Annotated in this window: 24 protein-coding genes and 1 pseudogene; 13 read left to right on the top strand and 12 right to left on the bottom strand. The window is 44.8% G+C overall.

Annotated features, from left to right (window positions below):
- Nucleotides 1-90 precede the first annotated feature (90 nt).
- Together DFP77_RS01930 and DFP77_RS20070 are read left to right on the top strand one after the other, a co-directional pair.
- Nucleotides 91-357: pseudogene (locus DFP77_RS01930) on the top strand (DNA-3-methyladenine glycosylase I); the annotation flags it as partial.
- A gap of 162 nt (nt 358-519) precedes the next feature.
- A complete protein-coding gene (locus DFP77_RS20070; RefSeq protein WP_114410606.1) occupies nt 520-1,818 on the top strand; it encodes a methyl-accepting chemotaxis protein in 1,299 nt (432 codons plus the stop codon).
- 102 nt (nt 1,819-1,920) lie between these two features.
- On the opposite strand, the gene DFP77_RS01920 is transcribed toward DFP77_RS20070, so the two are convergent.
- On the bottom strand, nt 1,921-2,859 hold the full coding sequence (locus DFP77_RS01920; RefSeq protein ID WP_181858481.1) for a GGDEF domain-containing protein: 939 nt from the start codon (nt 2,857-2,859) through the stop codon (nt 1,921-1,923).
- 292 nt (nt 2,860-3,151) lie between these two features.
- Between DFP77_RS01920 and DFP77_RS01915 the strand changes: the two genes are divergently transcribed.
- The 5 genes from DFP77_RS01915 (at nt 3,152) to DFP77_RS01895 (ending at nt 8,650) form a co-directional block, all read left to right on the top strand.
- Nucleotides 3,152-4,162 (top strand): LacI family DNA-binding transcriptional regulator, encoded by a 1,011-nt coding sequence (locus DFP77_RS01915; protein ID WP_114410604.1) that lies wholly within the window; start codon nt 3,152-3,154, stop codon nt 4,160-4,162.
- 57 nt (nt 4,163-4,219) lie between these two features.
- Nucleotides 4,220-5,575, top strand: coding sequence for an ABC transporter substrate-binding protein (locus DFP77_RS01910; protein ID WP_114410603.1), 1,356 nt, complete (start codon nt 4,220-4,222; stop codon nt 5,573-5,575).
- Nucleotides 5,576-5,690: 115 nt separating this feature from the next.
- Nucleotides 5,691-6,557 (top strand): carbohydrate ABC transporter permease, encoded by an 867-nt coding sequence (locus DFP77_RS01905; protein ID WP_114410602.1) that lies wholly within the window; start codon nt 5,691-5,693, stop codon nt 6,555-6,557.
- 9 nt (nt 6,558-6,566) lie between these two features.
- Complete coding sequence (locus DFP77_RS01900) at nt 6,567-7,529, top strand: carbohydrate ABC transporter permease (RefSeq protein WP_114410601.1); 963 nt, start codon at nt 6,567-6,569, stop codon at nt 7,527-7,529.
- 11 nt (nt 7,530-7,540) lie between these two features.
- The gene (locus DFP77_RS01895) at nt 7,541-8,650 is read left to right on the top strand and encodes an ABC transporter ATP-binding protein (RefSeq protein ID WP_114410600.1); all 1,110 of its coding nucleotides are present in this window, start codon (nt 7,541-7,543) and stop codon (nt 8,648-8,650) included.
- A 10-nt stretch (nt 8,651-8,660) separates the two neighbouring features.
- Here DFP77_RS01895 and DFP77_RS01890 read toward each other — a convergent pair whose 3' ends face one another.
- Nucleotides 8,661-9,128, bottom strand: coding sequence for a GNAT family N-acetyltransferase (locus DFP77_RS01890; protein WP_114410599.1), 468 nt, complete (start codon nt 9,126-9,128; stop codon nt 8,661-8,663).
- Between the two features lie 265 nt (nt 9,129-9,393).
- Between DFP77_RS01890 and DFP77_RS01885 the strand changes: the two genes are divergently transcribed.
- The gene (locus DFP77_RS01885; RefSeq protein ID WP_114410598.1) at nt 9,394-10,518 is read left to right on the top strand and encodes a helix-turn-helix domain-containing protein; all 1,125 of its coding nucleotides are present in this window, start codon (nt 9,394-9,396) and stop codon (nt 10,516-10,518) included.
- Between the two features lie 82 nt (nt 10,519-10,600).
- On the opposite strand, the gene DFP77_RS01880 is transcribed toward DFP77_RS01885, so the two are convergent.
- Both DFP77_RS01880 and DFP77_RS01875 read right to left on the bottom strand, forming a co-directional pair.
- The gene (locus DFP77_RS01880) at nt 10,601-11,215 is read right to left on the bottom strand and encodes an FMN-binding negative transcriptional regulator (RefSeq protein WP_114410597.1); all 615 of its coding nucleotides are present in this window, start codon (nt 11,213-11,215) and stop codon (nt 10,601-10,603) included.
- A 28-nt stretch (nt 11,216-11,243) separates the two neighbouring features.
- A complete protein-coding gene (locus tag DFP77_RS01875; RefSeq protein WP_114410596.1) occupies nt 11,244-12,005 on the bottom strand; it encodes a sulfite exporter TauE/SafE family protein in 762 nt (253 codons plus the stop codon).
- A gap of 220 nt (nt 12,006-12,225) precedes the next feature.
- Between DFP77_RS01875 and DFP77_RS01870 the strand changes: the two genes are divergently transcribed.
- Both DFP77_RS01870 and DFP77_RS01865 read left to right on the top strand, forming a co-directional pair.
- Nucleotides 12,226-13,296: a bifunctional transcriptional activator/DNA repair enzyme AdaA gene (locus tag DFP77_RS01870; protein WP_114410595.1), complete on the top strand. Its 1,071-nt coding sequence runs from the start codon at nt 12,226-12,228 to the stop codon at nt 13,294-13,296.
- Nucleotides 13,297-13,434: 138 nt separating this feature from the next.
- Nucleotides 13,435-13,845 carry a gamma-glutamylcyclotransferase family protein gene (locus DFP77_RS01865; protein ID WP_239543939.1) on the top strand — a complete coding sequence of 137 codons (411 nt, stop codon included), beginning with the start codon at nt 13,435-13,437 and terminating at the stop codon, nt 13,843-13,845.
- Here DFP77_RS01865 and DFP77_RS01860 read toward each other — a convergent pair.
- The 7 genes from DFP77_RS01860 to DFP77_RS01830 form a co-directional block, all read right to left on the bottom strand.
- Complete coding sequence (locus DFP77_RS01860) at nt 13,814-14,989, bottom strand: aldose 1-epimerase family protein (RefSeq protein WP_114410593.1); 1,176 nt, start codon at nt 14,987-14,989, stop codon at nt 13,814-13,816. The two genes, DFP77_RS01865 and DFP77_RS01860, sit on opposite strands and share 32 nt — an antisense overlap.
- A gap of 350 nt (nt 14,990-15,339) precedes the next feature.
- Nucleotides 15,340-15,792 (bottom strand): phosphatase domain-containing protein, encoded by a 453-nt coding sequence (locus tag DFP77_RS01855; protein WP_114410592.1) that lies wholly within the window; start codon nt 15,790-15,792, stop codon nt 15,340-15,342.
- The gene (locus tag DFP77_RS01850; protein ID WP_114410591.1) at nt 15,789-16,343 is read right to left on the bottom strand and encodes a histidine phosphatase family protein; all 555 of its coding nucleotides are present in this window, start codon (nt 16,341-16,343) and stop codon (nt 15,789-15,791) included. Before DFP77_RS01850 ends, DFP77_RS01855 begins: the two co-directional genes overlap by 4 nt.
- A 22-nt stretch (nt 16,344-16,365) precedes the next feature.
- Nucleotides 16,366-17,427, bottom strand: coding sequence for an MBL fold metallo-hydrolase (locus tag DFP77_RS01845; RefSeq protein WP_114410590.1), 1,062 nt, complete (start codon nt 17,425-17,427; stop codon nt 16,366-16,368).
- Nucleotides 17,424-18,467, bottom strand: coding sequence for an ABC transporter ATP-binding protein (locus DFP77_RS01840; protein WP_114410589.1), 1,044 nt, complete (start codon nt 18,465-18,467; stop codon nt 17,424-17,426). Before DFP77_RS01840 ends, DFP77_RS01845 begins: the two co-directional genes overlap by 4 nt.
- Nucleotides 18,455-20,182 (bottom strand): ABC transporter permease, encoded by a 1,728-nt coding sequence (locus DFP77_RS01835; RefSeq protein ID WP_374058251.1) that lies wholly within the window; start codon nt 20,180-20,182, stop codon nt 18,455-18,457. The genes DFP77_RS01840 and DFP77_RS01835 overlap by 13 nt, the downstream gene beginning before the upstream one ends.
- Before the next feature lie 5 nt (nt 20,183-20,187).
- Entirely contained in the window at nt 20,188-21,165 is a 978-nt protein-coding gene (locus tag DFP77_RS01830) for an ABC transporter substrate-binding protein (protein ID WP_181858480.1), read from the bottom strand.
- 144 nt (nt 21,166-21,309) lie between these two features.
- Here DFP77_RS01830 and DFP77_RS01825 point away from each other — a divergent pair, with 144 nt between their 5' ends.
- On the top strand, nt 21,310-22,059 hold the full coding sequence (locus DFP77_RS01825; protein ID WP_114410587.1) for a DeoR/GlpR family DNA-binding transcription regulator: 750 nt from the start codon (nt 21,310-21,312) through the stop codon (nt 22,057-22,059).
- Between the two features lie 195 nt (nt 22,060-22,254).
- On the opposite strand, the gene DFP77_RS01820 is transcribed toward DFP77_RS01825, so the two are convergent.
- Nucleotides 22,255-23,685 carry a coniferyl aldehyde dehydrogenase gene (locus DFP77_RS01820; RefSeq protein ID WP_114410586.1) on the bottom strand — a complete coding sequence of 477 codons (1,431 nt, stop codon included), beginning with the start codon at nt 23,683-23,685 and terminating at the stop codon, nt 22,255-22,257.
- Between the two features lie 93 nt (nt 23,686-23,778).
- Here DFP77_RS01820 and DFP77_RS01815 point away from each other — a divergent pair, with 93 nt between their 5' ends.
- A complete protein-coding gene (locus tag DFP77_RS01815) occupies nt 23,779-24,405 on the top strand; it encodes an SGNH/GDSL hydrolase family protein (RefSeq protein WP_114410585.1) in 627 nt (208 codons plus the stop codon).
- A 447-nt stretch (nt 24,406-24,852) separates the two neighbouring features.
- Nucleotides 24,853-25,719 (top strand): NAD(P)-dependent oxidoreductase, encoded by an 867-nt coding sequence (locus tag DFP77_RS01810; RefSeq protein ID WP_114410584.1) that lies wholly within the window; start codon nt 24,853-24,855, stop codon nt 25,717-25,719.
- Nucleotides 25,720-25,768: the final 49 nt, after the last annotated feature.

Raw genomic sequence — 25,768 nt, 5'->3', positions numbered from 1 at the left:
GTTTGGATATTGTTTGTTAGTACGTTTAGTCATTTTACACCTCAATAATTGGATATTATCCTTTATTGAAGTGTCCGGCTAATTCAACCACAACAGATCGAACAAGAAGGTTCGTTAGCCGCCTTTATTTGGCGCTACGAACCCGACGAAAACACCCTACCACCACCTGAAACCCAAACCACCTGCGCTGAATCCATCGCCCTTTCAAAAGAGCTCAAAAAACGCGGCTGGCAATTCGTCGGACCAACAACAATGTACGCCTTCATGCAATCCATGGGACTCATCAACGACCATGCGGAAGACTGTTTTATGCGAGAAGAAATTGATCAAGCGAGAAAGGGATTTGTTAGGCCGTAAAGTAAAAAAATCACTCGAAGATAGTGTTTTTGATTATGCAAATATCATTATCTTCAACCATAATCAAAAGATACATATGGAAAGTATCTTTTTCCTCATCAGCCAAAGATGAAATTCCACTTTGCTCAGAAGGTTAAAAGCCGTTAATTAAGGATAGCCTAGATGTTTTTCAGTAAAAAAGAAGATAAGTCGTCGCCTAAGAAAGAACAAGTTCAGCCTTCAAGCCAGTTCCAAGATGAATTAAACGCCATCAAACAAAATACTGCCTGTATTAGCTTTGATGTGAATGGCATTATATTGGATGCCAATCCGATTTTTTTAGAAGCGGTGGGCTACTCACTAGATCAAATTATTGGCAAACATCATCGTATTTTTTGTGACAACGAATACATAAAATCCACTGAATACAAAACATTTTGGGATGACCTTAAGGCAGGAAAATCTTTCCACGGTACTTTTCTACGCTTTAAACAAAACAAGCAACCTATTCACCTAGAAGCCAGCTACTTTCCTGTGTCCGATGACTCAGGTAAGGTAACGAAGATACTAAAAATAGCGAACGACATCACAGAAATGCAAGAATCCTTGGCAAATAAGAATGCGGTGTTGACAGCATTAGACCGCTCCCTTGCGGTCATAGAGTTTGACCCTGAAGGCAACATACTTCACGCCAACAGTAATTTTTTAAGGACCATGAAATGTGACCTAAAAGACATTGTTGGCAAACATCATAAAATGTTCTGTGATGATAGATTCTACAGAGAACGTCCTAATTTTTGGTCCGAATTAGCACATGGACAGCATTCATCTGGGCGCTTCCAACGCTTTGATGGCGAAGGAAAAATTATATGGTTAGAAGCGACATACAACCCAATTTTTGATGAAAAAGGTCGCGTCTACAAAGTCATTAAGTTCGCTTCAGACATTTCAGAACGCGTTAATAATGCGATGAACGCGATTGAACTGGCTGCAGCCACCTCGGAACAAACCAGTCAAGTGTCGTCAAACGCCGTAGAGATTCTTAATGCGTCAGTGCAAACATCGAACGATATTGCCGAAAAAGTAAAACAGGCCGCAGATTTAGGCGATTTACTGAAAACTCAATCTAAGAGCATCTCCGATATAGTCGTCACCATTCGTTCTATTGCCGATCAAACCAACTTACTCGCCCTTAACGCGGCGATAGAAGCGGCACGTGCTGGAGAAGCCGGACGCGGCTTCTCCGTTGTTGCAGATGAAGTTCGAAAACTGGCCAGTAATACGGCTACAGCGACATCGGAAATTAGTGAAGTCGTACAAAAAAATCACAATTTAATCAATGATATGGATGAGATGCTTAGCTCGGTTTCGGGTATTGCCCTTCATGGACAAGAAAGTATTAATGAAGTATCACACGGCCTCACTGAGATTACATCTGGCGTAGCAAGATTTGTCGAAATGGTCGACAAAATGAAAGATTAAGGCTGCATGATATGGTCGAGGAAAGCAAAAATATCGATAATTCACAGGTACTAGGTACTCCCCACCGATTTTTTATATTTTGTTTATCTCGACCTGCCTTTACTAAGGCAGTAATTTGCTTTGTATTTGTGCTTTACCAAGCTTTTTCGCTAGCAACAATAGTGCGTCCGCCTCTTCAAAATAGCTCCAGAAATCCTGCCCTTCGACTGGGTTACCGTGAACTAGACCGATACTAGCGGATATTGTCATGTCACTTATCTTGGGAACCTCGACCTTGGAAACAACGTCTAAGATTTGTTCAGCTATATCATGAGCATATTCGAACGAAGACTGGGGAAAGACCAAAACAAATTCATCACCGCCATAGCGAGCCAGAATGTCTAAGCGGCTTAAACAGGTTTGAATGGCACCAACCACGGCTTGCAACACCATATCGCCACCATGATGTGTTAAGCGAGTATTTAATTGCTTGAAATTATCGATATCCAACACCAACACAGCAACGGGTGTTTGGCCATCGTTGCGAAAAAAGTGCGATTGCTTTGTTTCAAGATAACGCCTATTTAGTATGTTAAGAAACTCGTCTCTAATCACTAACTGCGCCAGAAGTGCTCTTTCTTCTTCTAATAGCTGACGTAATCGTCGCTCTTCCGTGATATCCCTATCCGCGGCAATATAGAGCTCTGGCTCTCCATCAGAGGAGCGAGAAATCATACTGCCTTTCAAAGAAATCCAACGATATTCTCCTTGGATCATGAAGCGATATTCACTTTCAAAAAAATCCTCATGACCAAAGACAACCTTTGACCACTCTGACCGAACGCGCTCTCTGTCTTCGGGGTGAATCGATTCTATCCAAGTAAAGGCATCATTAGAGGACTCTCTTGCCAGCCCCTCAAGACTATTGGTAATACGTAAACCATCAGGGTAATGATCAATAACAAAAGCATTGATTTGAGTAAGAGCCTGAGAAATCACTGGATCTTCAAAAAGCACATCAAGCAGCTTTTGCTTTCTTACATTGGTTGCCGATTCTGTCATCTTTTTCATCCAGATTGGAAAATTCACTTAAAAACAATCATACCTTGATAGTAGGTGGTACTACCTGCACTTTCAACGCAAGAAAGAGGTGGTTGTTAATAATAAACTGTCCTTTTCCACTAACTCTCTACCATTAAACGCACTTAAATTGTGCAAAAATAAAGTATTGCATCGAAACATTTTCGGTCTTAACGTCAATTATTGCTGGTCACAAAATGCACGATTAAGTCTTTTAAATCAGGCTTGAATGATGGACAGTGGTAACAATAAGAATGGTGCAGTGAATTAATTTATGTCAATTAAAGAGATAGCAACCCAGTTGGAGTTGTCGGTATCCACGGTGTCACGAGCACTGAACGATTACCCAGACATTAGCCCGAGCACAAAAAAGCGTGTGCTAAAAGAAGCTGCGCGACAGGGCTACCAATTGAAAGGGCCAGAAATGGCTCATTGGGTGCAAGCAAAACGTGTGATTACGGCGATTATTCCTTGCCAAGACACGCAATATCTCGACCCCATTCTTTCGAAGGTGTTGGCTGGAACTCGACACGCGCTGCAAGCAGAAGGCTATTTGCTGCAAGTGGTAGCAATCGATACAGGCAAACAGGAATTAAGCGAGTTTGAACGCCTAGTAAAAGCGGGCGATCAAGACGGCTTTCTACTCCTTCGCACTCGGGTTAACGACCCGAAAGTCCATCGCTTACTGAAACTTAACGTACCTTTTGTGTGTTACGGACGCACCGAGCGCGCGGCGCAATTTGCTTGGCTCGATTTGGATAATTACCAAGTTGGTCATTTAAGCCTGAGTCGCCTGAACGAACAAGGACATCGCAAAATTGGTGTGGTGTCAGTAAGCGATCGGTATTTCTTCGCCCAAGAAAGGCGACGCGGGATTCAAGATGCCGCCGAGCAAATTGGGCTTTCTCTTGCGTCTGAACAATGGTTAGAAGTGGGCTATGACGAGGAAGAAAGTTACCTCGCTTGTGCCGAGTTTCTACTCCAGCACCCAGATATCACCGCGTTGATTTGCTTAACCAGCACCAGCGCACGTGCCGCCGCATTGGCGGCCATGCGATTGCACAACACACAGCTAAATGAAAGAGATAAGCCTGTGTGTGTGATTGGTTGTGATACACCCGCAGATGAGCTGACCGCCAGTATGGGGATTACCAGCATTCAGCAAGCGCCACCAGCACAAATCGGTGAACAGCTTGCCCAGATGATGGTAGCGCGCATCAAAGGGACTCCGGTGAAGGACCTACAAGTCGTTTTAGCTCCGGGGGTTGTGTCGATAGGACTTTAATAACCCACGTTTTTAAAGCCATAAGAAGCAGACAAATAACAACAAGAGGAAGCCATAATGAAAACTAAAACGTCACTATTCGTCGCCGGCACAATGCTGGTAAACGGACTCCTGATAAGCCAGCTCGCTCACGCTGCCACAGTAGAATTTTGGACAGCACAAACCCAAACCGACCGCTTACAAAATATCGAGTTACTTGCCAGCACCTTTGAAGCTTTAAACGATGGCGTGACGGTTAAAGTCGTCGCGGTTGATGAAAACGAAATGGCAACACAAATGGCCGCCTCCGTCGCTGCTGGCACAACACCGCAGTTAATTGAAGTGAACTCTGAAATCATCATGGCTCTGGGGGAAGAAGGCGTAGTCGACACCAAAACACACCAAGACGTGATCCAAGACATCGGCAAAAATCGCTTTCATAAAGGCGCACTGACCACGCTGGCCTCACCTTCTGGCGATTACTATGGTTTGCCTTATCACGGTTTTATTCAAGGCATTTGGTATCGCAAAGACTGGTTCGATGAAAAAGGCCTAGCGGCACCTAACACTTGGGAAAATATAGAAACGGCCGCCAAGGCACTGACTGACAAAGCCAATAATCAATACGGCATTTTGATCGGCACTAAACAAGACAGCTACACAGAACAAGTATTCACCCAACTGGCACTATCCAATAATGCCAGTGAGTTCGATGCCAAAGGCAATTTGGTCTTCAACAGCCCAGCCACCCTTGAAACCATCGAGTATTACAAAGAGTTAGCCAAGTACAATCCACCAGGGCCACAGAACTGGCGCGCTCGGGATTATTACTTACAAGGCAAGATGGGCATGTTCTTCTATTCCACTTACATAATGGATGACCTTGCTCTCGCAGAAGTGGCAAAAGGCTCTTTGTCTTCAGCAAACTTCAAAGAACTCAGCGGTGGCACCTTCGACCCTGAATTGGTGAAAAATACCGCGTTCGCGCCAATTATCACCCACAAAAGCGCCGCATCTTACGGCACCTTGTCTGGTCTTGTCGCACTGAAAACGAAAAGTGCTGAAAACACTAAAGCTACCAAAGACTTCATCGAGTTTATGTACGATCCAGCCAGTTACATCACCTTCCTGCACATGGCTCCAGGCGGTATGAATCCTATGTTGAAAGGCATCGCTGAAGATCCAGCCTATTTGGAAGACCCAAATGGTGTATTTAAGCTTTATGGTGCAGACAAGATGAAGCAGATCGTATCGGGTTTTGACGATATTCGCTCTTTCTCTGTAGTAGAAGGTAAAACCTTCCCAGCCTCCGGCGCCATCTTCGCTAAATCGGTGATTCCTCGAATGATCTACAGCGTCACCATTGAAGGAAAAGATCCGCAAGCGGCGCTGGACGATGCCGAAGCGGAAATGAAAGCCATCATGGGCGAATAGACAATAGACCCCCTCCCAACCTCCCCCTTGTAAAGGGGGAGGAGCAGTAATCAGTTCCCTCCCCTTATTAAGAGGAGAGCTAGGGTCGGGTCAAATGCAAAAAAGGGAAGAACATATGTCTTCTGTACTCATAAAAAACGAATCTCGCTTGGGTCTAAAACTGGTCGCTCCCGCGGTCGGCATCATTGGCTTGCTGGTGATTTACCCAATTCTATTCAACATCTATCTGAGCTTTTTTGACGTTCAACTCAATGGCACCAAGACGTTCGTCGGCATGGAAAACTACACGGATTTGCTCGGCAATCCGCGTTATTACCATTCCATCGGCGTGTCGGTTATTTATCTAATTGGCACTGTAATCGGGACAACGGTATTGGGCTTGGCGGCCGCCATTTTGATGAATCAAGAGTTTCGCTTTCGCAACCTGGCTCGCGGTTTGATTCTCCTACCTTACTTTGCCCCCGTCATCAGTGTGGTATTTGGCTGGCAGTTTATTTTCGATCCAGTGAACGGCATTTATAACCACGTGGTGGTCGATGTGTTGCACCTGACAGACACTCGAGAGAACCTAATAGGCAACCCAGACTCGGCTCTATTTGTCGTGATTGTTTTCGATATTTGGAAGCATTTTCCGATCGCCTATTTGCTGTTTCTCGCCAAATTACAAAGCGTACCGAAAGACTTGTACGAAGCCGCCGCGATAGATGGACAAAATGCGTGGGGACGGTTTTGGCACGTGACCTTACCAGAGCTGAGATTCGTCATTGCCACCGTGGTGTTGCTGCGCATTATCTGGAATTTGAACCGCTTTGAAGATGTTTACTTGCTTGCACCCAATGTCGAAACCTTGCCAATTTTCACATATTACCAAGCGTTCGCAGGCATTGTCGATCAAGGCGTAGCAGCCGCGATTTCGGTGATTCAATTACTCGTGCTGGTCGGCTTGATCTGGCTGTACGTTCGTAAAGTCCTTAAGTGGTAGGGGAAGAATATGATGAATAAACGCTCAACCACCCAGTCTGTGATTTTGTATGCCTTGGTGCTCGCGTTGGTGATTTTCTGCGTGTTTCCATTTCTGCAGATTCTATCAACCTCGTTAAAACATCCGATAGATTGGGGTAATCCATCACTCATTCCTCGTGTTTTACACTTGGATGCCTACAAAGAGCTACTTGGCTTGATGCCAGCAAAAGAAGTGGATGTCCCTGCGAGTGTGCAACGCCTACTGGACAACCCCGCGTTGTCAGCCGAGAAAAAGCAGATGCTGCTGGATAAATTTAGCGCCGGCGGCGATGTGTTTCCGTTTGGTCGCTACATGCTCAATACCTTTGTGATTTCCTTCGTGACAGGGATTTGCTCGACTTTTTTGGCGTCTCTTGCTGCCTATGCCATTGCGCGCTTACGTTTCCCTGCGCAATCTTTAATGGCAAACGGTGTTTTGTTTGTCTACATGGTTGGCGGCGTATTGCTGATGGTTCCGCTTTATCAAATGAGCGTCAACGTTGGCTTGGCATCCAGCGCCGCAGGGACAATTTTCAGTCTGTTTTTGATTTATCTGATTCAGACCTTGCCAGTCGCCATGTACATGTTGGGAAATTACTTTCGTACCATTCCCTTCTCCTTAGAAGAAGCGGCAATGATGGACGGTTGCTCAAGGGTAGAAGCCTTCTGGCGCATCATCATGCCCTTGTCGAAACCCATGCTGTTTACCGTGTTTATCTATTGTTTTGTCATCGCTTGGAACGAGTATTTGTTTGCTTCCGTGTTCCTCAAACAATACCAAGATTTCCAAACCTTGCCCTTGGCATTGCAAACCCTGTTTACCTCGAAAAACGCCATTTGGGATCGCATCATGGCCGCATCCATGTTGACTCTGCTACCGGTGGTGATTTGTTTCATGTTGGCGAATAAGCATTTGTCAGGTGGCCTCACAGACGGCGGCGTTAAAGGATAAGGAATAGAATTATGAGCTCAGTAATCTTACGTAACGTGAATAAATCCTACGGTAACTTGCCGATCGTAAAGAACCTCAATTTAGAAGTAAAAGACGGTGAGTTTGTCGTGCTGGTTGGCCCAAGCGGTTGCGGTAAAAGTACCACGCTGCGCATGGTGGCAGGGTTGGAAGACATCACCCAGGGAGAAATCCAGATTGGCAGCCGCGCCATTAATGATTTGCCACCACACAAACGCAACATCGCCATGGTGTTCCAAAACTACGCCTTGTATCCGCATATGTCGGTGCGAGAAAACATCGTCTTTGGCTTGAAAAAATCCGGCGCCGATGCAGAGACGATTAAAGAGAAACTGGCCGACGTATCGGAAATGCTCAAGCTCGACGACTACTTGGATCGCAAACCTGCCGATTTATCTGGTGGCCAGCGCCAACGTGTCGCCATGGGGCGAGCATTGGCTCGTGATGCGGATGTGTATTTGTTTGATGAGCCGTTGTCGAATTTGGACGCTAAATTGCGCCATCACATGCGGACAGAAATCGCCCGTATTCAGCATCAATACAACATGACGGCGATCTACGTTACCCACGATCAGATCGAGGCCATGACTTTGGGCGACCGCGTTGTGGTCATGCGCGATGGCATCGTCGAACAAGTCGGCACACCGATGGAAATTTACCTGCAACCCACCAATACTTTCGTCGCGACCTTTATTGGTTCACCCGCGATGAACTTGATCGAAGCCAAGATAGAAGGTGAAGATCTGGTATTCGATAATTACCGACTACCAGCGGCGAAAATCGCCAATGTAGATTTACAGGACCTCAAATCCCACGACACAGTTTTGGTTGGCATTCGCCCTGACTTCTTTGAAGACAGCGCTTTGTCATCGCCCAGTGACAACCTATTTGAATTCAACGATATACAAGTGGAACTGGTGGAAAACCTTGGCTTCGATAAGGAAATCATGTTCAAACTCGGTGGTGAAGACGCCAAAGCCCGACTCGACCTACGCTCCCATGTCAAACGCCAAGAAAATATCTCGATGTCGGTAGATTTGAATCGCGTCTTGCTCTTCGACACCAGCCCACAAGGCATGCTGCTGAACACAGGAGAAGTTTGAGGAGAATAAACTAAGGCTTTGGTAAACCGCTCATAGAATAGTTGATCAATTCTTGGCGGTTCTTCTTAACAATGTTTTCAGACTCAATACCAAAGCCCATTTTTTCGAAGAAGGCTTTAGCAAGAATACTGGCTTCAACATACAGTGTCTTACAGCCATTTTTTCTCGCTTCGTGACTAACGTGCTTAAAAAGTGCCTTCGCCACGCCTTGGCGTTGGTAGTCCCTGTGTACGTACATGCAATCTATATGGCCATCCAGTTCTAGTTCGATAAAACCAACAACCACGCCATCAATAATAGCGACAAAAGGTTTAGTTTTTTCTAACCGCACTTTCCACATAGTGTAATCTGGCGGTGTTGGCGCCCAAGCTTCTAACTGTTCTTTTGAATAGATATCAGAGCTTATTGAATGCACTGAACCATGAAAAAGATCGGCTATTTTTGTTGAATCTGAAGATTTGAAATGTCTTATTCTCATGGTGCCCTCTCCGCACTCCATCCGCTTGAGCCGATAATTCTCACCTTACATTTCCGGAGAGTCGAATACAAAAAATAACTTTAAAGTGTGGGAAGTCACCAAGGAGTCTATAGAGAAAAATAGTGCACTTAGGTATAACTATATTATGTCTTAGTCATAATTATGTATCATCAGAGTAATATAAAACCTAGGACTATTCTTGATCTAGTATGAGCTGAAAATAAAGTATGTCTTTTATTAAGAAAATAATGATGTAGTAAAAACTATGCCCCAATCTATTCTGGATACAAGGTTCACTTGCGAGCCATTATCAAAAGAACCACAGCTGATTCAATCCTTGTATGCAGCCCTGATAGAAACAGAAGGCTTTCATACTTTCCTAGATCTACTGACGGAATCTATTGATGCCTGTGCCGCTGAGCTGGTCGTCATTAGAAAACATCCCTTACAAATAGAAAGCATTTGGTACGCAGGCTTATCTTTAGAGTTTATGGAATGGTACATAAACAACAAGATGATTGAGAGCGACTTAGTCTCCAATCATGCTATTCATTGTCATCCTGGACAATTTCAGACAGCACTGTCTTTGATTGAGCAAGTTAAGCACCTACCCAATTACGATCGCTGGCAGCAAGATCAAAACATGATTGATAGTGCATGGCTGGTGGTCGACAGTACGGAAACACATACGACATTGTTGGCCATGCAAAGAACAGTGGAACAAGGGGCTTATCAAGAGGCTGAAATTGCTCAGCTAAATCGTTTGGTACCTTTTATCAAACAAGCAGTGCTTTTATATAAGCAACTTGATAAAACCAATACCACGAATCGATCTATGGCAGCGCTCATCGACGCGTTACCCAATCCCAGTTTCATTTTAAATGAACGATCTGAGCTGATTTATGCGAACCAAAAAGCCGAAGACTTCTTATCAAGGCACGATCAAATATCTGTAAAAGACAAACGTCTTGAATTCAAAAATGCCCAACATACAAACTCATTTCTAACGGCGTCAACCCAAATTATTCGCGCTAGCATGGGCCAAGGCATTTATGAAAATGATGTGATTATCTTTAAGGCGAGTGGCCAAGAGCCTGTGGTTATGACACTTTCCCCAATAGAAGGCAGCGGTATTTTGGCCACTCTGTATGATAGCGCTAAACGCTCAATGCCCACACCAGAATTGATCGCAGCGTATTTTGATTTATCCCCTGCTGAATCCAAGTTGTGTGCTGATTTAGTTCTAGGGATGAGCTTGAAAGAAATTTCTGAAAATCGATCAAAAAGCGAGGCTACCATTCGTTCTCAGCTAAAACAGATCTTTCCTAAAGCTGGCGTGAATCGTCAAGGCCAGCTTATTTGCACAGTCCTCATGGCATTAATGCAGTGATTCAGGCTACCACGGCAGCTAAAAAACAGGCACTTCACATCAAAGATATTAACATTTAACGATCGCTATATTTAACGCAAGGTCATGGTTTTATCAGTTCAGCAAGGGGTTGTTTCGCTTCGGCTAAGCCATCTCTTACACCGTTTTTGTTCTCAGTTGTCTGATTTTGGCTGAGCTTGTATTTGCCCTGAATGTCAGTCACGGTAATTTCAATACCAACGACAGCGGCTTGCAGTCTATCGATGTATTCTTGCGGCGCATCGGAGATTGACCAAGGAACTGGTTGTTCCTTCTCATGGATATTGGTGAGTTTTTCCAGTAATGCTAATTTCCATTTAATGTCGTGGATAAAATTGATCGTGCCTTGGATATGAACCGCTCGATAATTCCAAGTTGGAACGGCTCTACCATCTACCTTTTTGGAAGGATACCAATTTGGTGAAATATAGGCGTTTTCGCCTTGGAAAATCACCAAGACATCTGCTTGGTTCGCAAGGTTCTGCCACAACTTATTCGCCTTGGCGATATGAGCTTGCAAGCAAACTCTATTCTCATCATCAACATGAACCAACATAGGAATATGTTCAGCGTTTAAACCGTCTTCGCCATTCGAAACTAAGGTCGCGAAGGGAAAAGCTTTCACAAAGGCGAGCAGCTCTTCTTGGTCGTTTATTTCGAAATACTTTGGGGTGTACATATCAGCTACCTATCAGGTATTAAAGTATTTAATCACTTAAAAGAGCAGCAGCACTGCCACAAACGGTCATAATGAAAAGAAACCATTTTAGATGTTTTGGGTTGGCTTTAATTGCCATTTTCACAGCGAGGAAGGATCCTAGCATGGTACCAGAAGCCAGTATTAGGCCAGGAATCCACAGAATCTGATCATTCCAAATAAAAACGCCTAATGCCAAAGCGGTAAAACCTAACGTACAGACCATTTTCAATGCATTCGTTCGCACAAGGTCATAACGAAGTGTCCCGGCCAATGCGGCAATTAAAATGAAGCCCACGCCAGCTTGAACAAAACCGCCGTATACACCTGCAACAAATAAGGCAATCCATGCGCTTGGCTTTTCCGATACTTTAAAAGGGACTGTACCTTCTGGTGGAGCCATCATGGTAGGACGAACAATCATGATAATCGTCATGCCAATCATGGCGCTCAATAGCAAAGGTTTAAGCCAATTTTCTGGTGCATAACTGGCAGCAAACGCACCGACCACGCCACCAAGTAACGACGGAATCATTACTGGCAAGATGTCCGCATTATCAAGCTTCTTCGCTTTGCGAAAACCAAAGGTCGCCGCCACATTCTGTAAAAACACACCAACTCGGTTTGTTGCATTGGCGATGTCTGCCGGCATTCCCATAACCATCAGCGCTGGCAATGTTAAATTTGAACCGCCTCCAGCCAGCGTATTGATAATGCCAGCAATAAAACCTGTACCAATCAAAAGAGACACAGTAAATAAACTGTAATCCATAACATCATCCTTAGATTACTCTCAAAGAAGCTAGGACCTGAAGAAGGGACGAATAATAAGGAGTATTGGTCAATCTGACAAAAGATAATTTACCTCTATTCGAAGAACAATAAAAAATACTCGTTCAGTTTTCGGTTGTTGCTACAAAGAGAATCAAGCTAACCTAGTTTTATCAACACAACGCCGATCTAAAAAACAACTATTCAAAACGGACATTCGCATGTTAATAACAAATGAAAAACAAGCTGATGGTTATTATCAAGCCTTACTCAATCGTGAGCCCAGTTACGTTGGCGTATTTTTTGTGGGAGTTAAAACCACGTCTATTTTCTGTATTGCGACTTGTCGAGCACGTAAACCAAAGCGCGAAAATGTCGTGTTTTACACGCATTTCAAAGATGCAATGGACGCAGGATTTCGCCCCTGCAAAGTCTGTCGACCAACTGAAAATACTCACGAAGCACCGTATGAAGTACAAGTGGCGATAAACCTCGTACGCGATTGTACTAAGGCAAAAATCACCGACCAAACATTAAGAGAATCTGGAATACGGCCCATCTTTGTACGTCGTTGGTTTAATCAGCACTACGGTATGACATTTCAAACCTTCCAGCGCATGTATCGCATCAATTATGCCTTTCAGGAACTAAAGACAGGCAAAACGGCCACCAGTACCGCGTTAGATTCAGGCTACGATTCCTTAAGTGGTTTCGGTTACACTTTTAAAAAGTTACTTGGCCATGCGCCAACCCTAAATTTGGAGAATGCTGTGATTTTAATCGATAGGCTAACAACGCCCATTGGCCCTATGTTTGTCTGCGCAACAGAGGAAGGAATTTGTCTATTAGAATTCGTTGACCGACGTATGTTAGAAACTGAATTTGAAGACTTACAGCGTCGTTTGAAAGCGCCTATCGTTGCGGGTGAAAATGCGCATATTAAGCAACTAAAACAAGAGTTAGCAGAATACTTCTCAGGCAAACGAAGCGAATTTAATGTATCCCTTCATACTCCAGGAACCGACTTTCAAAATGCCGTTTGGCAGATGCTTGGCACCATTCCATTTGGTGAAACAGCAAGCTATCAAGAACAAGCAACACGCCTGGATAATCCCAAAGCTGTACGAGCTGTCGCCAGAGCCAACGGTATGAACCGTGTTGCCATTGTTATTCCTTGCCATCGAGTCATTGGTAAGGATGGCAGCTTAACCGGTTACGCGGGAGGATTAGAGAGAAAACGCTGGCTGCTTGATCATGAAAAAGCGCACGGTCAAAATCTCGTGAAAGGCTGAGTCGAACGATTCAAATGTCCGTAGTTTCATGAATGCATCAAGGTTGTGTCATGGCATTGTAATTTCCATCTAGAGGACTTGAAATACACCGCCACCAAGTTCATCTTGTGCACTTTGATTGTCATTATGGAATTCAATATGCCTACAAACATTGTTGCTGTGTACGGAACGCTTCGTGAGGGGCTCAATAATCATGAACTTCTTACCGAATGCAAACGCATCGGTTTAGGCTGGCTAACTGGTTTTCGCATGCACAACCTAGGTAACTTTCCAGGTATTGCTTCGACCCATGACGAAAGCGGCCGAATTCGAGTGGAATGGTACGACGTATCAGACGAGATACTCGCGTCTTTGGATCAACTGGAAGGCTACGACCCAAAAACGCCAGAAAGCTCTATGTATGTTAGAAAGCGTGTTTTCTCGCCTTACGGTAGAGGCTGGATTTATGTTTATAACAAATCTCTCGATAACGCACCCTATATGGAAGCTGGTGATTGGGAGCGATACTCCCGAACCTCTATGCTTCACCAAGGCGCACAATCGGCGTAGACAACATCTGAGCGGTTTGAGCACTTTGTATTTGAGCGATATTCTCCACACTGGCTTTGATTTGACTTTCATCCGTTAACAAACCAAAACGCACAACAAAGTGTTTCGACTCACCCGCGTCAATCGTCGGCACCAAACCTAAATTACGCTGATAAGAGCGGTTATAAGCAAAGCTGGTGCCCGGCTCGATTCCCATTACGTAACCTTGTTCTAGTGTGTCCGTATTTTTCCATATGGTCAGTACTGGCAAAGTATTAGTTTGATAACTCACTTCTATACCACGGCTTGCCTCTGCATTATGCAATAACGCATGGGAAAAACCATTCTTGTCACTCAGCGGGCGAATATTAAACACCATTTCGTCAAAATCTTTGGTGGGCGCAGGCACTTGATTCCAATCACTCAAACCACCAGCAGCATAGTCATTAAACGGTGACAATTCCGCCATGGGAACATGAAGTTGCGCACCATTTTCAAGAATCGGCTGAGCAAAGTTATTGTGGTAGATCGCTTGGTATTCGCGTGGATAGCTGCCTTTGTTGGTCAAGGTATCTTCAATCAATAAATATGGCTCATCAGGAGTGAGTGACAAGACAGTATGTAGTTCGAAATTAGTGGACTTAAAACGCTTTTCATCAACTCGGCCGCGCAAGGTCACACGATACGGCGGCACTTGCTCGACTTCTAAAGTTACTTCGTCAGCAGGTGTATTTTGAATACGACCGTGCAATGTCAAAAACTCATCGCCATCTTGGCCTGGGTGACCTGCCCACTGGTAACCACAACGTACAATCATCTCGTTAAAACCATCTAACCAACCAATACCGCCAGATGTTTCTTGATTAATAAAGCTTGGATGAACCACTTCTTTAACAGGTGAATCCCAACCAAAGCGTACGTCCTTTCCTGCCGTATCTTTCCTAACGACATCAAGAACCGCCATGCCACGAGTCGGCACAACACGAACCACAGAGTCTCCCACGGTCAAAGTGATCAAACGCGAACCAGTTTGCTTACCGCCCATTAGACAAGTCTGCTGTACGCTAATTGGAATGTCTTTCGGCAGGCCCATTAATTCGGCAGACAACGACAGATTCGCTACATCGATATGTTGTTGATTACTAAGAAGAACAAGTTGAAACATGAGCCAAGCTCCGAAAGAAATTTCCTCATGCTAGCGCGAGCTAGATAACAAGGCTAGTCACGAGGATAAAATTAGCTATTTATTCAATGTTGTCCCTTGACGTTTTGCTGTGTAGTCCTCGTAAGAGTCACTGTACTGGCTCATACAATCCTCATACTGATTCGATTTTAATTTCTCACAGGCAGAAGTATGGTTATATTGTAGATTGGTATATAAGGCTTTTTTACTGCAACTGACGACCGAAAAAAGAATAAAAACTAGAATGATAAGTTTCATAATAAATAGCTAACCTCTTCAGCTTAAGATCTTATATTATAAAATTAGCACCTTATACCTACATGCGAGAAACATTAGAAATTCCCCGGCGCACATTGTAGGCAAGTCAACCCTAGGTTACGCCAGCCTTGCACCACAGCGTCGCGGTCATCCAATACCAGCCAAGGCGTGAAACCATCTTCGTGAATTTTCTCCAATAAGGCTTTTTTAACGTCCTCGTCTGGCAAGGCATCGGCGTGTTCAGGACGTAAATAAATACCGTCACACGGAATATTGTGTTTTTGAATCCATTCAAGCGAATGCTGTTTATGGGACTCAGGACGGCCACTGCAAATTAAAATATGTTGACCTTGTTGCTTGAGAATATTCACCAAGCGCAGTACGTTTTCGATCACTGGTGCATGTTTCATATGCTCAAAAAAAGGATCCCAATGTTTTTCTGCACCGAGCACCCAATGAGCAACTTCAGTGTGATCGAACTTGGCAAGCGTGCCATCTAAATCCACAATTATGGTATTTGGTATCATATAAAACTTCCTTTAAAAGAGGTAACTTCCCAGCTGTTTTCATCTTCGCTAGGCACAAAAGAAATAGGAGTAACATTGCCAACTCTTGGGCAATAAGGTGTGCCGTTGATGACATTATTGAGCACTCGATAAACGCCAGAGTGCGCAATAATCAGAGGCCATGAATACTCGCTGAGGATCTCATTCAATGCACTAAGCACACGGGCTTCAAAGTCTTGCCAAGATTCGCCATTAGGCGGCGTCACGTCATAGGGCAATTGCTGTTCTATCGGGCAGCCTTCAAGATCTCCCCAATTACGCTCTTTAAGCTGCTCATAAGGCAGAGCAGTTTGCTTTGGTAGCGCATAAAAAGCCGTTTCTTGGGTGCGTTTTAAAGTACTGGTTACCACAACACTCCAATCAATGGCGCTTAATATTTGCGCTGCCTCTTTGGCTTGTTGAATCCCCATTGCGCTTAACGGACTGTCGGTAAAACCGCCGATACGAAACGCAGCATTAAACTCGCTCTGCGCATGTCGCGCAAAGACGAAAGGTTTAGCAAGTAAGGTCATAATCTAACTCTATACAATCTAACTAAATATAAGAATCTGCAGTAACGCTTGGGCCAAGAGCCTGTCGCCACTCATTTAGATCTTTCATGGTGTGAAACAAGGGAACACAAATACGGCAGCCAAGATGATCCACCAGCTGCTTTAGATCTTGCTTACGCGGATGCACATTCCAACGTTCGAAATGCGCCCTGTCTTCGCTCACGGCCTGACGAGCGTGTTCTGGCAAATGTCCGGTATAAACCGGCAAATATCGCTCTGGCTGCTGCAATAAAACTGCCGCTTCGCCACCCAACCCATCAGGATCACCGCACAGCACCACCTTTGCATCAGGGTTAAATGGTTGGCTTTTCATACTTTGCAAGACAGGTCGAATTTCGGCACACACACAACCTTCAGGCCCATCCAAAACATTTTCTGGCGCAATGCAATCTTCTGCTAGAGACCAATCATGGAAACCTATCGACGTTAGCCAGCTGGCCATTTCTAACGCTCGTCCCGTTTGCGGAACCGGCATCAGCAATGCGCGCTCGTCATTGAGATAATGCAGCAGGGCGTTTTTACATTGCTCTAATGAATTGTCGTACAAACCATAGGACGCATCGAGTAAAGCAACATTCGCTTGTGGCGGCATTGTAAAAGGATACAAACCGGATTCGAGGCTAAAATCACCGCTGTAAAAGACACCATCACCCACATCAAGATGCAACCACACACCGCCAAAGGAATGGCCTGCCGAACCTGTTGTCACCTTAATACCAGACACAATCGTCGTCCCGCAAATAGGCAAAGTATGAAGATTCAAATGCGCTGGCAATTGCTGCTGAACGGGTAACGTCGCGTATACCGGAACTTGGCTATCGATGTCGATCAAACCGCCCATGTGATCTTGATGATCATGGGAAATGAAAATCGCGTCTAAGTGATCTGGTTGCGTCCAGCCTTTGTCTTCGCCCACTTCTAACGCGCCACCCGCGTCGAGTAAAAAACGAATTGGTTTTGACTGGTTGTCCGCTTCGTAGGTCACCAAAATCGCGGCAGCAGTTTTCCTTCCTGCGCCACTTAGAATATCAATAATGACCTTCATACTTCACGCTCAAGCGACCAAGCTTGCCCAAGACGAATATGATGCTGACTGTCTAGCGCCATAGGCACATCGCTGTACGCGAGTAAGCGATGGCCATCTTTTAGCGTCAGTTCAATATCGTAACGCTCGCCACGAAAAATACAGCTGTGAACGCTAACAATCAGTGCTGAATCGTCCGCGCTGACGAAATGAATATCTTGTGGACGCACGAGCACAGAACTGGCCGCCCTGTCCGGCGAATGCTGGTCAATCAACTCGTGCAAATTGGCACCATTCAAGTATTGCGAAGGAGCAACCGCAGCCACTGACAACACAGAACCTCGACCAATAAAATTCGCTAGCCAAGTATTTCTCGGTCTTGCATACAGTTCCTGAGGCGTTCCCCATTGCACCAACTGCCCTTTATTCAACACAGCAATTTTATCGGCCAATGACATGGCTTCGGATTGATCATGGGTGACATAAACCATGGTCGCGCCTGTGCGTTTGTGAAAGGCGCGGAAGGTTTCTTCCATCGTCGCTCGCAAATGTCTATCTAAGTTGGCGAGCGGTTCGTCAAACAACACCACATCTGGCTCGGTGACCAAACTACGCGCTAACGCCACGCGCTGACGCTGACCGCCACTTAGTTGCGCTGGCAAACGATCGGCGAACTCTTCTAACTGAACAATTTCCAGAGCGTCTTGTATGCGCTTATTACGTTCAGCTGTCGGTGTTTTCTGTACTTTCAGCGGGTAGCCGACATTTTCTTTCACCGTCATATGAGGCCAAAGTGCATAGGATTGAAACACCATGCCGAAGTTTCTTTCTTCTGTTGGTACATGACGCATCGAACTAGAAAGACAGTCATCGCCATGAATAATTTGACCATTTGAAACCTTCTCAAATCCTGCCAGCATTCTTAAAATGGTCGATTTACCACAACCGCTTGGCCCAAGTAAGGCAACAAACTCACCCGGCTCAATGGTTAAATTCAAATCTTTTACAACCGGCGCACCATGAAAAGATTTTTCAACACCATCCAATATTAACCGTGCCATGGAATCACTCCTTTGGGCAGACGAGGGGCAAACAGACTCAATAAACTCATTAGCCCTGCGACCAGCAAAACCACTAGCACAGCAATGGCCGAGGCCAAAACACTGTCGCCACTTTCATCGAGATTAAAAATCAATACACCCAGGGTTTCATTGCCCGCACTCCACAACAAAGCGGACACCGTCAGTTCATTAATTGAGATCAAAAACACTAATAATCCACCAGCGAAAAAGGCGGGTGCAGTGAGAGGTAAAATAATATCCATCAAGCGCTGTATCGGCCTTGCGCCAGCAAGCTGAGCGGCTTCTTCTAAAGCGGGGTCAAGCTGAGACATGGCACTTAATACTGGCTTCAAACACACGCTCAAAAAACAAGACAAATACGCCAAGAAAATAATACCTAAAGTGCCGTACAAGCTGACCTCAATAAAAGGTAAAGGCTTGGCGAACAACAAAATAAAAGCAATAGCTAAGACTATGCCTGGGATGGCATAAGGCACTTCGATCAAGCTGGCGATCACAGCTCTAGTTCGCATTGGTAGACGCATCAACAAATAGCCCAGTGGCAAAGACACCAGCATCAATACTAATGCGCTAGAAAAAGCCAAAAATGCGCTATTTTCGAAAGCTCTAACCGTAACACCTTGCCGCCCAATCATTTCGTAAAACGCGCCAAAGGTAATAGTTTCCGCATTTAATGGCATGCCAAGCGCTGGTACCAATGAACTGACAATCAAGGCAAACAGCGGCGCGACCAAGATAAAACACAACACCAAAGCCAGCAGAATTTCGAGAAGCAAACGCCATTGTTTAAGACGAAAAGACAAAGACTGCGCCGTATGACCCAATAAAGCATAACGACTGCGTTGCTGTAGCCATTGCTGTAACAACATGCCCGCCAATACCAACAATGCAATAATCATCGACAAGCCCGCTACTTGACTCAACATATCGTTACCAAATCCAGCCATTTTCTGATAAATCAAAGTTGGTAAAACGATGTAACCTGCAGGAATTCCTAACATCGCAGGAATACCAAAATTCCCCAGAGAAGAAACAAAGGCTAACGCGGCGCCAGCAATAATCGCACTGCGACACAAAGGCAGAATGATATTGACCCAAATTCGAAACTGAGAAGCACGGGACAATTGAGCCGCTTCTAATAAATCCTGCGGCAATGAAATAAGCTGTGTACGCAAGGCCAGAAACACCAAGGGCGCACTTTGTATGCCTAACAATAAGGCAATGCCTTCTGCCGAATACATAGGTTGTGGGCTTCCCAACGCAGGCTCTATGCCCAGAGTATTTAAAATTGGGCTCGCTGGGCCAAATAATTGCAACCAACTCAACGCCGTCACTTGTGGCGGGATCATCATCGGCAACATAAAGCAAAATACCCAAATACCACGGCCACGAATATTGGTTAACGTCACCACAAAACCAAAGCCGCACCCCAAAATCACCGCGATAAGAGTGCCTAAACCTGAGGTGTAGAAACTATTACGTAAGGCTATCCAAGTTCGTTCACTGCGCAGTACTTCAGCCATTGGTGAAGATGTCGAAAAGGTAGTATGGCTCAAGGCTTCTACCAATAAACGTAGACTTGGTAATACGCTTATTGTTGCGATCAACACGAACAGTCCAATGGACAACCAGCGCAGCTGGTTGTCCATGGAAGCACTGTCCATAAAACGTCGTTTTATTAACGAAGGTGTCATTTTTCTTAACCTTCAAAGATCTTGCTAAAACGCGCTTTATTCGCCTCATTATCGCGCAATGTTTTTGCTGCATCGAACGGCATCAAGCGAATGTCGGCACGTTTTGGAAAGCCTTCTGGCACGCCAATATCACTACGAGCTGGCAAATATCCTTGCTCTAATACCAAACCCTGACCTTTTTTGGATAATAAGAAGTCCACAAAGCGTTTTGCCGCTGCTTTATTCTTAGCTTCCTTCATAATGGCCACAGGTTCAGTGACCATGGACACGCCTGTTTTAGGGAAAATAAACTCTATCGGCGAGCCTTTCGCCGCTTCGCGTATTGCCAAAAAGTCTACAATAACGCCGTAAGGTTTCGTTCCTGATGCCACTGCTTTCAGTACACCACCATTGCCGCCTTGTGCCATCACCTGATTGGCATGCAACTGCTCATAATAATTCCAACTTAGTGATTCATCATCAGTTAGCGTCGCAAGGTGAATTAAGGCTGCTCCAGAATACAAAGGGCTTGGCATCGCGACTTGGTTTTTATATTCCGGCTTGACAAAATCGTTCCAATCCGTTGGATGTTGTGATGCCTTTTTATGACGAACAATACCTGTAGTAATCAGTTTCGTGCCGTAATAATAGCCATCTTCACTGTACAAACTGTCTTCGTATTGGTCGCGATTAGGGCTCATGTAGGGGTACAAATAATCATCCGATACCATGGACTCCATGGTCACGCTGTCGGCGATAAGCAATACATCGGGTTTCACCACGCCAGACGATAACTCAGCACGCAACTTCGTCATTAACTTGGTCGTTCCGTCACGCACCCATTCCACTTTAATATCAGGATTGGCTGCTTCAAATGCATCCACCGTCATTTGTGCATCTTTGTTTGGCTGACTGGTATACAAGGTCAAAACATCTTGAGCTTGTACGGAAAGAGGAAGAGCAAGCGCCGCAGCACATAGCAATAAGGTCTTCTTAACGGTCATGGAGAAACTCTCTTTTTGATAAGTGAGCTGCAACAATACCGACATAATTTGACATTATAGTGACGAAAAAATTTCGTTTAATGCCGGATTACTTTCGTTTCGACAATCTTCACTTTAAAGCCTTATGAAAAGGACTGGATCACTATGAACAAAAGGCACTATGACATCGTGCAATGGGTGAATAAACAAGGACGTCAGACACTACAAGCTGTTGCCGACGAATTTTCGGTCTCAGTACAAACCGTTCGTTCAGATATTCGGTTATTAGCGGAAAAAGGCTTGGTATTACGCAGCCATGGCGAAGTCATTCCTTTTCCTCATCGCGAAAACATCAGTTTCGATCAACGTCGAATACGCCATGCTGCCGGAAAAAAACACATTGCCGACCTTTGTATAAGCAAGCTTGCCGACTATCAATCCATCTTTCTTGGAAGTGGTTCAACCGTGGCCGAAGTCGCCAACCAGCTTGCACTATTTCAAGGTTTGCAGGTAATGACGACTAATCTTCATGCTGCACGTAACTTATGCGAGCATCCAGACTGTGAACTGACTATTTCAGGCGGGCGCGTCAGAATGCGCGATCAAGACGTTATTGGTGGTGATGCCATGCGATTTTTTCAGCGCTACAGAGCGGACATTGGCATTTTCTCTGTCGCTGCAGCTAATAAACAGGGCCATTTATTTGATTTCACTGATGACGAGGTCATGGCACGAGAAGCCTTGGTTGAACATTGCCATTATCGAATTTTGGTTATCGACAGCACAAAATTCGAAACAGAATCCCGTTGTCTATGGGGAAAAATGAGCGATTACGATTGCATCATTACAGACCACAAACCTTCCTCATCTTTACTCAGTATTTTGAATTATCAGAGCGTTGAAATACTCTATTAACAATCACAATACTAAAATATAAGGCAAGAAATCATTTTTTGAAAACAAGACGCGATAACACCTTTATATGGATTGTATTAGAAATACTCGTGATCTCAACCTTTGCGAGTCGACTCAATGCGTTGAAATAAATACATAAAATACAATAGAGCGACAAATCCCATGTTGAGATACCTGCGTGGAACTTTTATTTTATTAAAGCCATTGCCAGTATTTTGCGACTAACCGATGAATACGACGCCCATATGGCGGCCGTAGCAAAGCTAGAACATTTGGCCCACGTTTGCACAATATCGATTTGCTATGGGAAAAGGTGTGAAAGCCTTCTTCAGCATGATAGGCGCCCATTCCTGACGCACCAATCCCACCAAATGGTAAATCCGCCTGCGCCACTTGAACCAAAGTGTGGTTGATCACCAAGCTGCCACTGGCGATATTTTCCTCGCATCGCCTTTGATCATCATTTTGTTGCGTAAACAAGTACATTGCTAAAGGCCGAGGTCTTTGCTGAATATAAGACAAGGCTTCAGATATCTCGCTATAAGTGAGAATGGGTAACAAGGGCCCGAAGATTTCATCCTGCATTACGCTTAAATCATCGTCAGGCTGATGTAGAACATGCAACGCCAGCTTACCAGCGCTTTCCTCTGGCCCCTGTGGCATGAGATTGTCACACACGACACCAGCGGCTCTGGCTTCGTCTAAATAACCTTTCAGGAGGTCTAATTGGCGAGAGTTAATCAAACTCGTGTAATCAGGACTGAGAACACCATCAGGATAATAAGCAGCAAGCTCCTGTTGAATATACTCAATTAAGGTCTGCTTTTGCTCTGAATGACACATAATATAGTCGGGGGCGACACAGGTTTGTCCTGCATTCAGAGCCTTGCCAAACACAAGCTTCTTGGCGGTATCACGTAAATCCGCCGACGGAGCAACTAGTAAAGGAGATTTACCACCCAACTCCAAAGTAATAGGCGTTAAATTCTCAGCAGCGTTGCGCATAATAATGTGACCAACGGATGTCGAACCAGTAAACAATAGGTGATCGAATGGCAACAGACTAAACTCGTTGGCTATCTCAGCATCACCCTCGACGACTTCCACCCAGCGTTCTCCTAAAGCTTGAGTCACTATGTCACGCAATACTCGGTTGGTTTCAGGACAAAACTCCGACAGTTTCATCATCACTTTGTTGCCAGCAGCCAATGCCCCTACTAAAGGCCCGAGAGAGAGCAATACAGGATAGTTCCAAGGGGAGATGACACCAACAACGCCTTTGGGCTGATAGAACACCTTAGCGCTAGCAGGCAAGGTACTAATATGGACGTTACGCTTTGACGGTTTCATCCATTTAACAAGATGGCGCTTTGCGTGCTTTATTTCGCTAAGCAAAGGGACAAGCTCGATTAATCTAGATTCTTCATGGGCACGCTGTCCAAAATCTTTTTGTAAGGCATCTAATAAGGCTGTTTCATGATCCATGAGTGCCACTTGTAAACGAGCAAGACAATACTGACGATCTTCAGCCGATGGAAAAGGGGTTTGATTCACCAAGTTCTTCAGACGATAAAAAGCCGAGTGAATGTCGTTTTTAGAAGAGTAAGTAGAAGAAATTATATTCATGTTGGCCTCTCACAGCTCGTTATTATTGTGTGATCAAACGCCGCAGATTAACTACACTATCTAATGATTCATAAAAAAAGCAAGGAGCAGATTATGGCGACTATTTTGTGTTATGGCGATTCCCTTACTTGGGGCAGCATTCCTAATGGTGGGCGTTATCCAAAACATTTACGCTGGCCCAATATCTTAAATGACCTTTTAGGGAAACATCACCAAGTTATAAATTTTGGATTACCGGGCCGGACCACTATATGGAATGACCCTTTCTTGGAAGGCAGAAATGGCTTGTCATACCTTCAAGCTGCGTTAGAAACCTTTGGCCCAGTAGACATTTTAGTGCTAATGCTAGGCACCAACGACCTGAAGCGACATTTCAATGTGGGTGCCTTTGAAGCGGCGAAAGGCGTAGAGAAGCTGATCGAGAAGTCAAGAATACCAAATCCTCACGGTTTCCCAAGCCCAACCCTTGTGATCATCGCTCCACCAAATATTTTATCCCCAACGGGCTCTATGGCGGAGAGTTTCAGCGGAGCCATTGAAAAGTCACAACATTTTCACCAGTACTACCAAGATATTGCAGCACACAACAAATGCATTTTCCTTAATGCTGCCGGTGTTTTACAGCCTAGCGAAGTCGATGGCGTGCATTTAGACGCCCAAGGGAACGATACGTTGGCACACGCGTTACATGAGGCAATAAAGGATATAATTCAGTCATAACACATTGTTTTTAATTGATTTTGTTTAAAAAATAGCCATTCTATTTGCAAAAATTAAAAGAGAATCAGTCTCAACAATGAATAATACTCAAGTTAAATACATTATATCAGTGCGGCCATTACTCTTGGCTAATAGAGTAATGGCAATTTAAGCAAAAGGAAAAAACAAATTCTGTACAAAATATGCACGATTATTTAAACATATTCGCATTAAGGCGAAATAATCGCTCGTCAGATTTTTCGTGCACAAAGTTATCCACAAGTAATTCGGGCGAACCTCTTTTTCATTACAAGGCGTTAATTACGACAAAAACCACTGTATTTTGCCTCTGTATGCTCCAATTACCTCTTTTTTGTATCTCGCAATCGAACGGCAAATCCGTATGATCTTGTGCATTGAATTAATGCATTAACCAATGTCTCGAACAACGCAGTAAGGAGAAACGCAATGAAAGTAAGCTTCATCGGACTCGGAACAATGGGCTACCCAATGGCAGGGCATGTCAGCAAAGCTGGCCATGAGGTTGTCGTCTTCAATCGATCAACACAAAAAGCACAAAGCTGGTGTAACGAATACATAGGCACCTTTGCGACTACTCCGGCCCTCGCGGCAAAAGACGCCGATATTGTATTAACCTGCGTAGGCAACGACGACGATTTACGTGCGGTCTATTTAGGTCCAGATGGTGCCTTCCAATACGCAAAATCAGGCACTCTGTTTATTGACCACACAACCGCATCAGCGGAAGTGGCAAAAGAGCTTCATCAAGCAGCCCAAGAGCGTGGCTTTCGCTTCATGGATGCACCAGTTTCAGGCGGCCAAGCGGGCGCCGTAAACGGCGTATTAACCGTCATGACAGGTGGTTTGCAAAACGACTTAGACAAAGCTCAGCCGATATTAGATTGCTACGCAAAAGCCACTAGCTTAATGGGCCCTGTCGGTAACGGTCAGGTTGCAAAAATGGTCAACCAGATTCTTATCGGTGGTGTGTTGTCCGGTTTATCTGAAGGGATTCGTTTTGCTCAGAAAGCAGGGTTAGACATAGCGACACTCGTTGATACGCTAAAGCACGGAGCTGCGGGTTCTTGGCAATTAGAAAACCGTGGTGAGACTATGGCGAAAGACGAATTTGATTTTGGTTTTGCCATAGAGTGGATGCATAAGGATTTAGGGCTGAGCCTAGCTCAGGCCGAAAAAATGGGCATCCAGATTCCTTTAACTCAGGCGGTTGATCAAGACTATCAAGCACTTATTGCTGAAGGCCGTAGTCGTCAAGACACATCGGTTCTAATAAAAGCGTTTGATAAAAAGTAACCCCCTCCCAACCTCCCCCTTAGCAGGGGGAGGAGCCTGTGCTATTCCA

The organism is Marinomonas foliarum, assembly GCF_003337275.1.
Classification (GTDB): domain Bacteria; phylum Pseudomonadota; class Gammaproteobacteria; order Pseudomonadales; family Marinomonadaceae; genus Marinomonas; species Marinomonas foliarum.
The sequence above is the reverse complement of the archived record's forward strand: the minus strand, read 5'-3'. Positions and strand labels throughout refer to the sequence as shown.

Coding starts and splice junctions, on each gene's coding strand:
- DFP77_RS01860 (WP_114410593.1), bottom strand. CDS start 14,989: ATGTTTCAACTTGTTCTTCTTAGTAATCAACAACATATCGATGTAGCG.
- DFP77_RS01915 (WP_114410604.1), top strand. CDS start 3,152: ATGTCAATTAAAGAGATAGCAACCCAGTTGGAGTTGTCGGTATCCACG.
- DFP77_RS01870 (WP_114410595.1), top strand. CDS start 12,226: ATGTTAATAACAAATGAAAAACAAGCTGATGGTTATTATCAAGCCTTA.
- DFP77_RS01825 (WP_114410587.1), top strand. CDS start 21,310: ATGAACAAAAGGCACTATGACATCGTGCAATGGGTGAATAAACAAGGA.
- DFP77_RS01895 (WP_114410600.1), top strand. CDS start 7,541: ATGAGCTCAGTAATCTTACGTAACGTGAATAAATCCTACGGTAACTTG.
- DFP77_RS01845 (WP_114410590.1), bottom strand. CDS start 17,427: ATGAAGGTCATTATTGATATTCTAAGTGGCGCAGGAAGGAAAACTGCT.
- DFP77_RS01810 (WP_114410584.1), top strand. CDS start 24,853: ATGAAAGTAAGCTTCATCGGACTCGGAACAATGGGCTACCCAATGGCA.
- DFP77_RS01880 (WP_114410597.1), bottom strand. CDS start 11,215: ATGTACACCCCAAAGTATTTCGAAATAAACGACCAAGAAGAGCTGCTC.
- DFP77_RS01865 (WP_239543939.1), top strand. CDS start 13,435: ATGCCTACAAACATTGTTGCTGTGTACGGAACGCTTCGTGAGGGGCTC.
- DFP77_RS01920 (WP_181858481.1), bottom strand. CDS start 2,859: ATGACAGAATCGGCAACCAATGTAAGAAAGCAAAAGCTGCTTGATGTG.
- DFP77_RS01885 (WP_114410598.1), top strand. CDS start 9,394: ATGCCCCAATCTATTCTGGATACAAGGTTCACTTGCGAGCCATTATCA.
- DFP77_RS01850 (WP_114410591.1), bottom strand. CDS start 16,343: ATGACCTTACTTGCTAAACCTTTCGTCTTTGCGCGACATGCGCAGAGC.
- DFP77_RS01875 (WP_114410596.1), bottom strand. CDS start 12,005: ATGGATTACAGTTTATTTACTGTGTCTCTTTTGATTGGTACAGGTTTT.
- DFP77_RS01835 (WP_374058251.1), bottom strand. CDS start 20,182: ATGACACCTTCGTTAATAAAACGACGTTTTATGGACAGTGCTTCCATG.
- DFP77_RS01900 (WP_114410601.1), top strand. CDS start 6,567: ATGATGAATAAACGCTCAACCACCCAGTCTGTGATTTTGTATGCCTTG.
- DFP77_RS01840 (WP_114410589.1), bottom strand. CDS start 18,467: ATGGCACGGTTAATATTGGATGGTGTTGAAAAATCTTTTCATGGTGCG.
- DFP77_RS01830 (WP_181858480.1), bottom strand. CDS start 21,165: ATGACCGTTAAGAAGACCTTATTGCTATGTGCTGCGGCGCTTGCTCTT.
- DFP77_RS01905 (WP_114410602.1), top strand. CDS start 5,691: ATGTCTTCTGTACTCATAAAAAACGAATCTCGCTTGGGTCTAAAACTG.
- DFP77_RS01815 (WP_114410585.1), top strand. CDS start 23,779: ATGGCGACTATTTTGTGTTATGGCGATTCCCTTACTTGGGGCAGCATT.
- DFP77_RS01910 (WP_114410603.1), top strand. CDS start 4,220: ATGAAAACTAAAACGTCACTATTCGTCGCCGGCACAATGCTGGTAAAC.
- DFP77_RS01855 (WP_114410592.1), bottom strand. CDS start 15,792: ATGATACCAAATACCATAATTGTGGATTTAGATGGCACGCTTGCCAAG.
- DFP77_RS01820 (WP_114410586.1), bottom strand. CDS start 23,685: ATGAATATAATTTCTTCTACTTACTCTTCTAAAAACGACATTCACTCG.
- DFP77_RS01890 (WP_114410599.1), bottom strand. CDS start 9,128: ATGAGAATAAGACATTTCAAATCTTCAGATTCAACAAAAATAGCCGAT.
- DFP77_RS20070 (WP_114410606.1), top strand. CDS start 520: ATGTTTTTCAGTAAAAAAGAAGATAAGTCGTCGCCTAAGAAAGAACAA.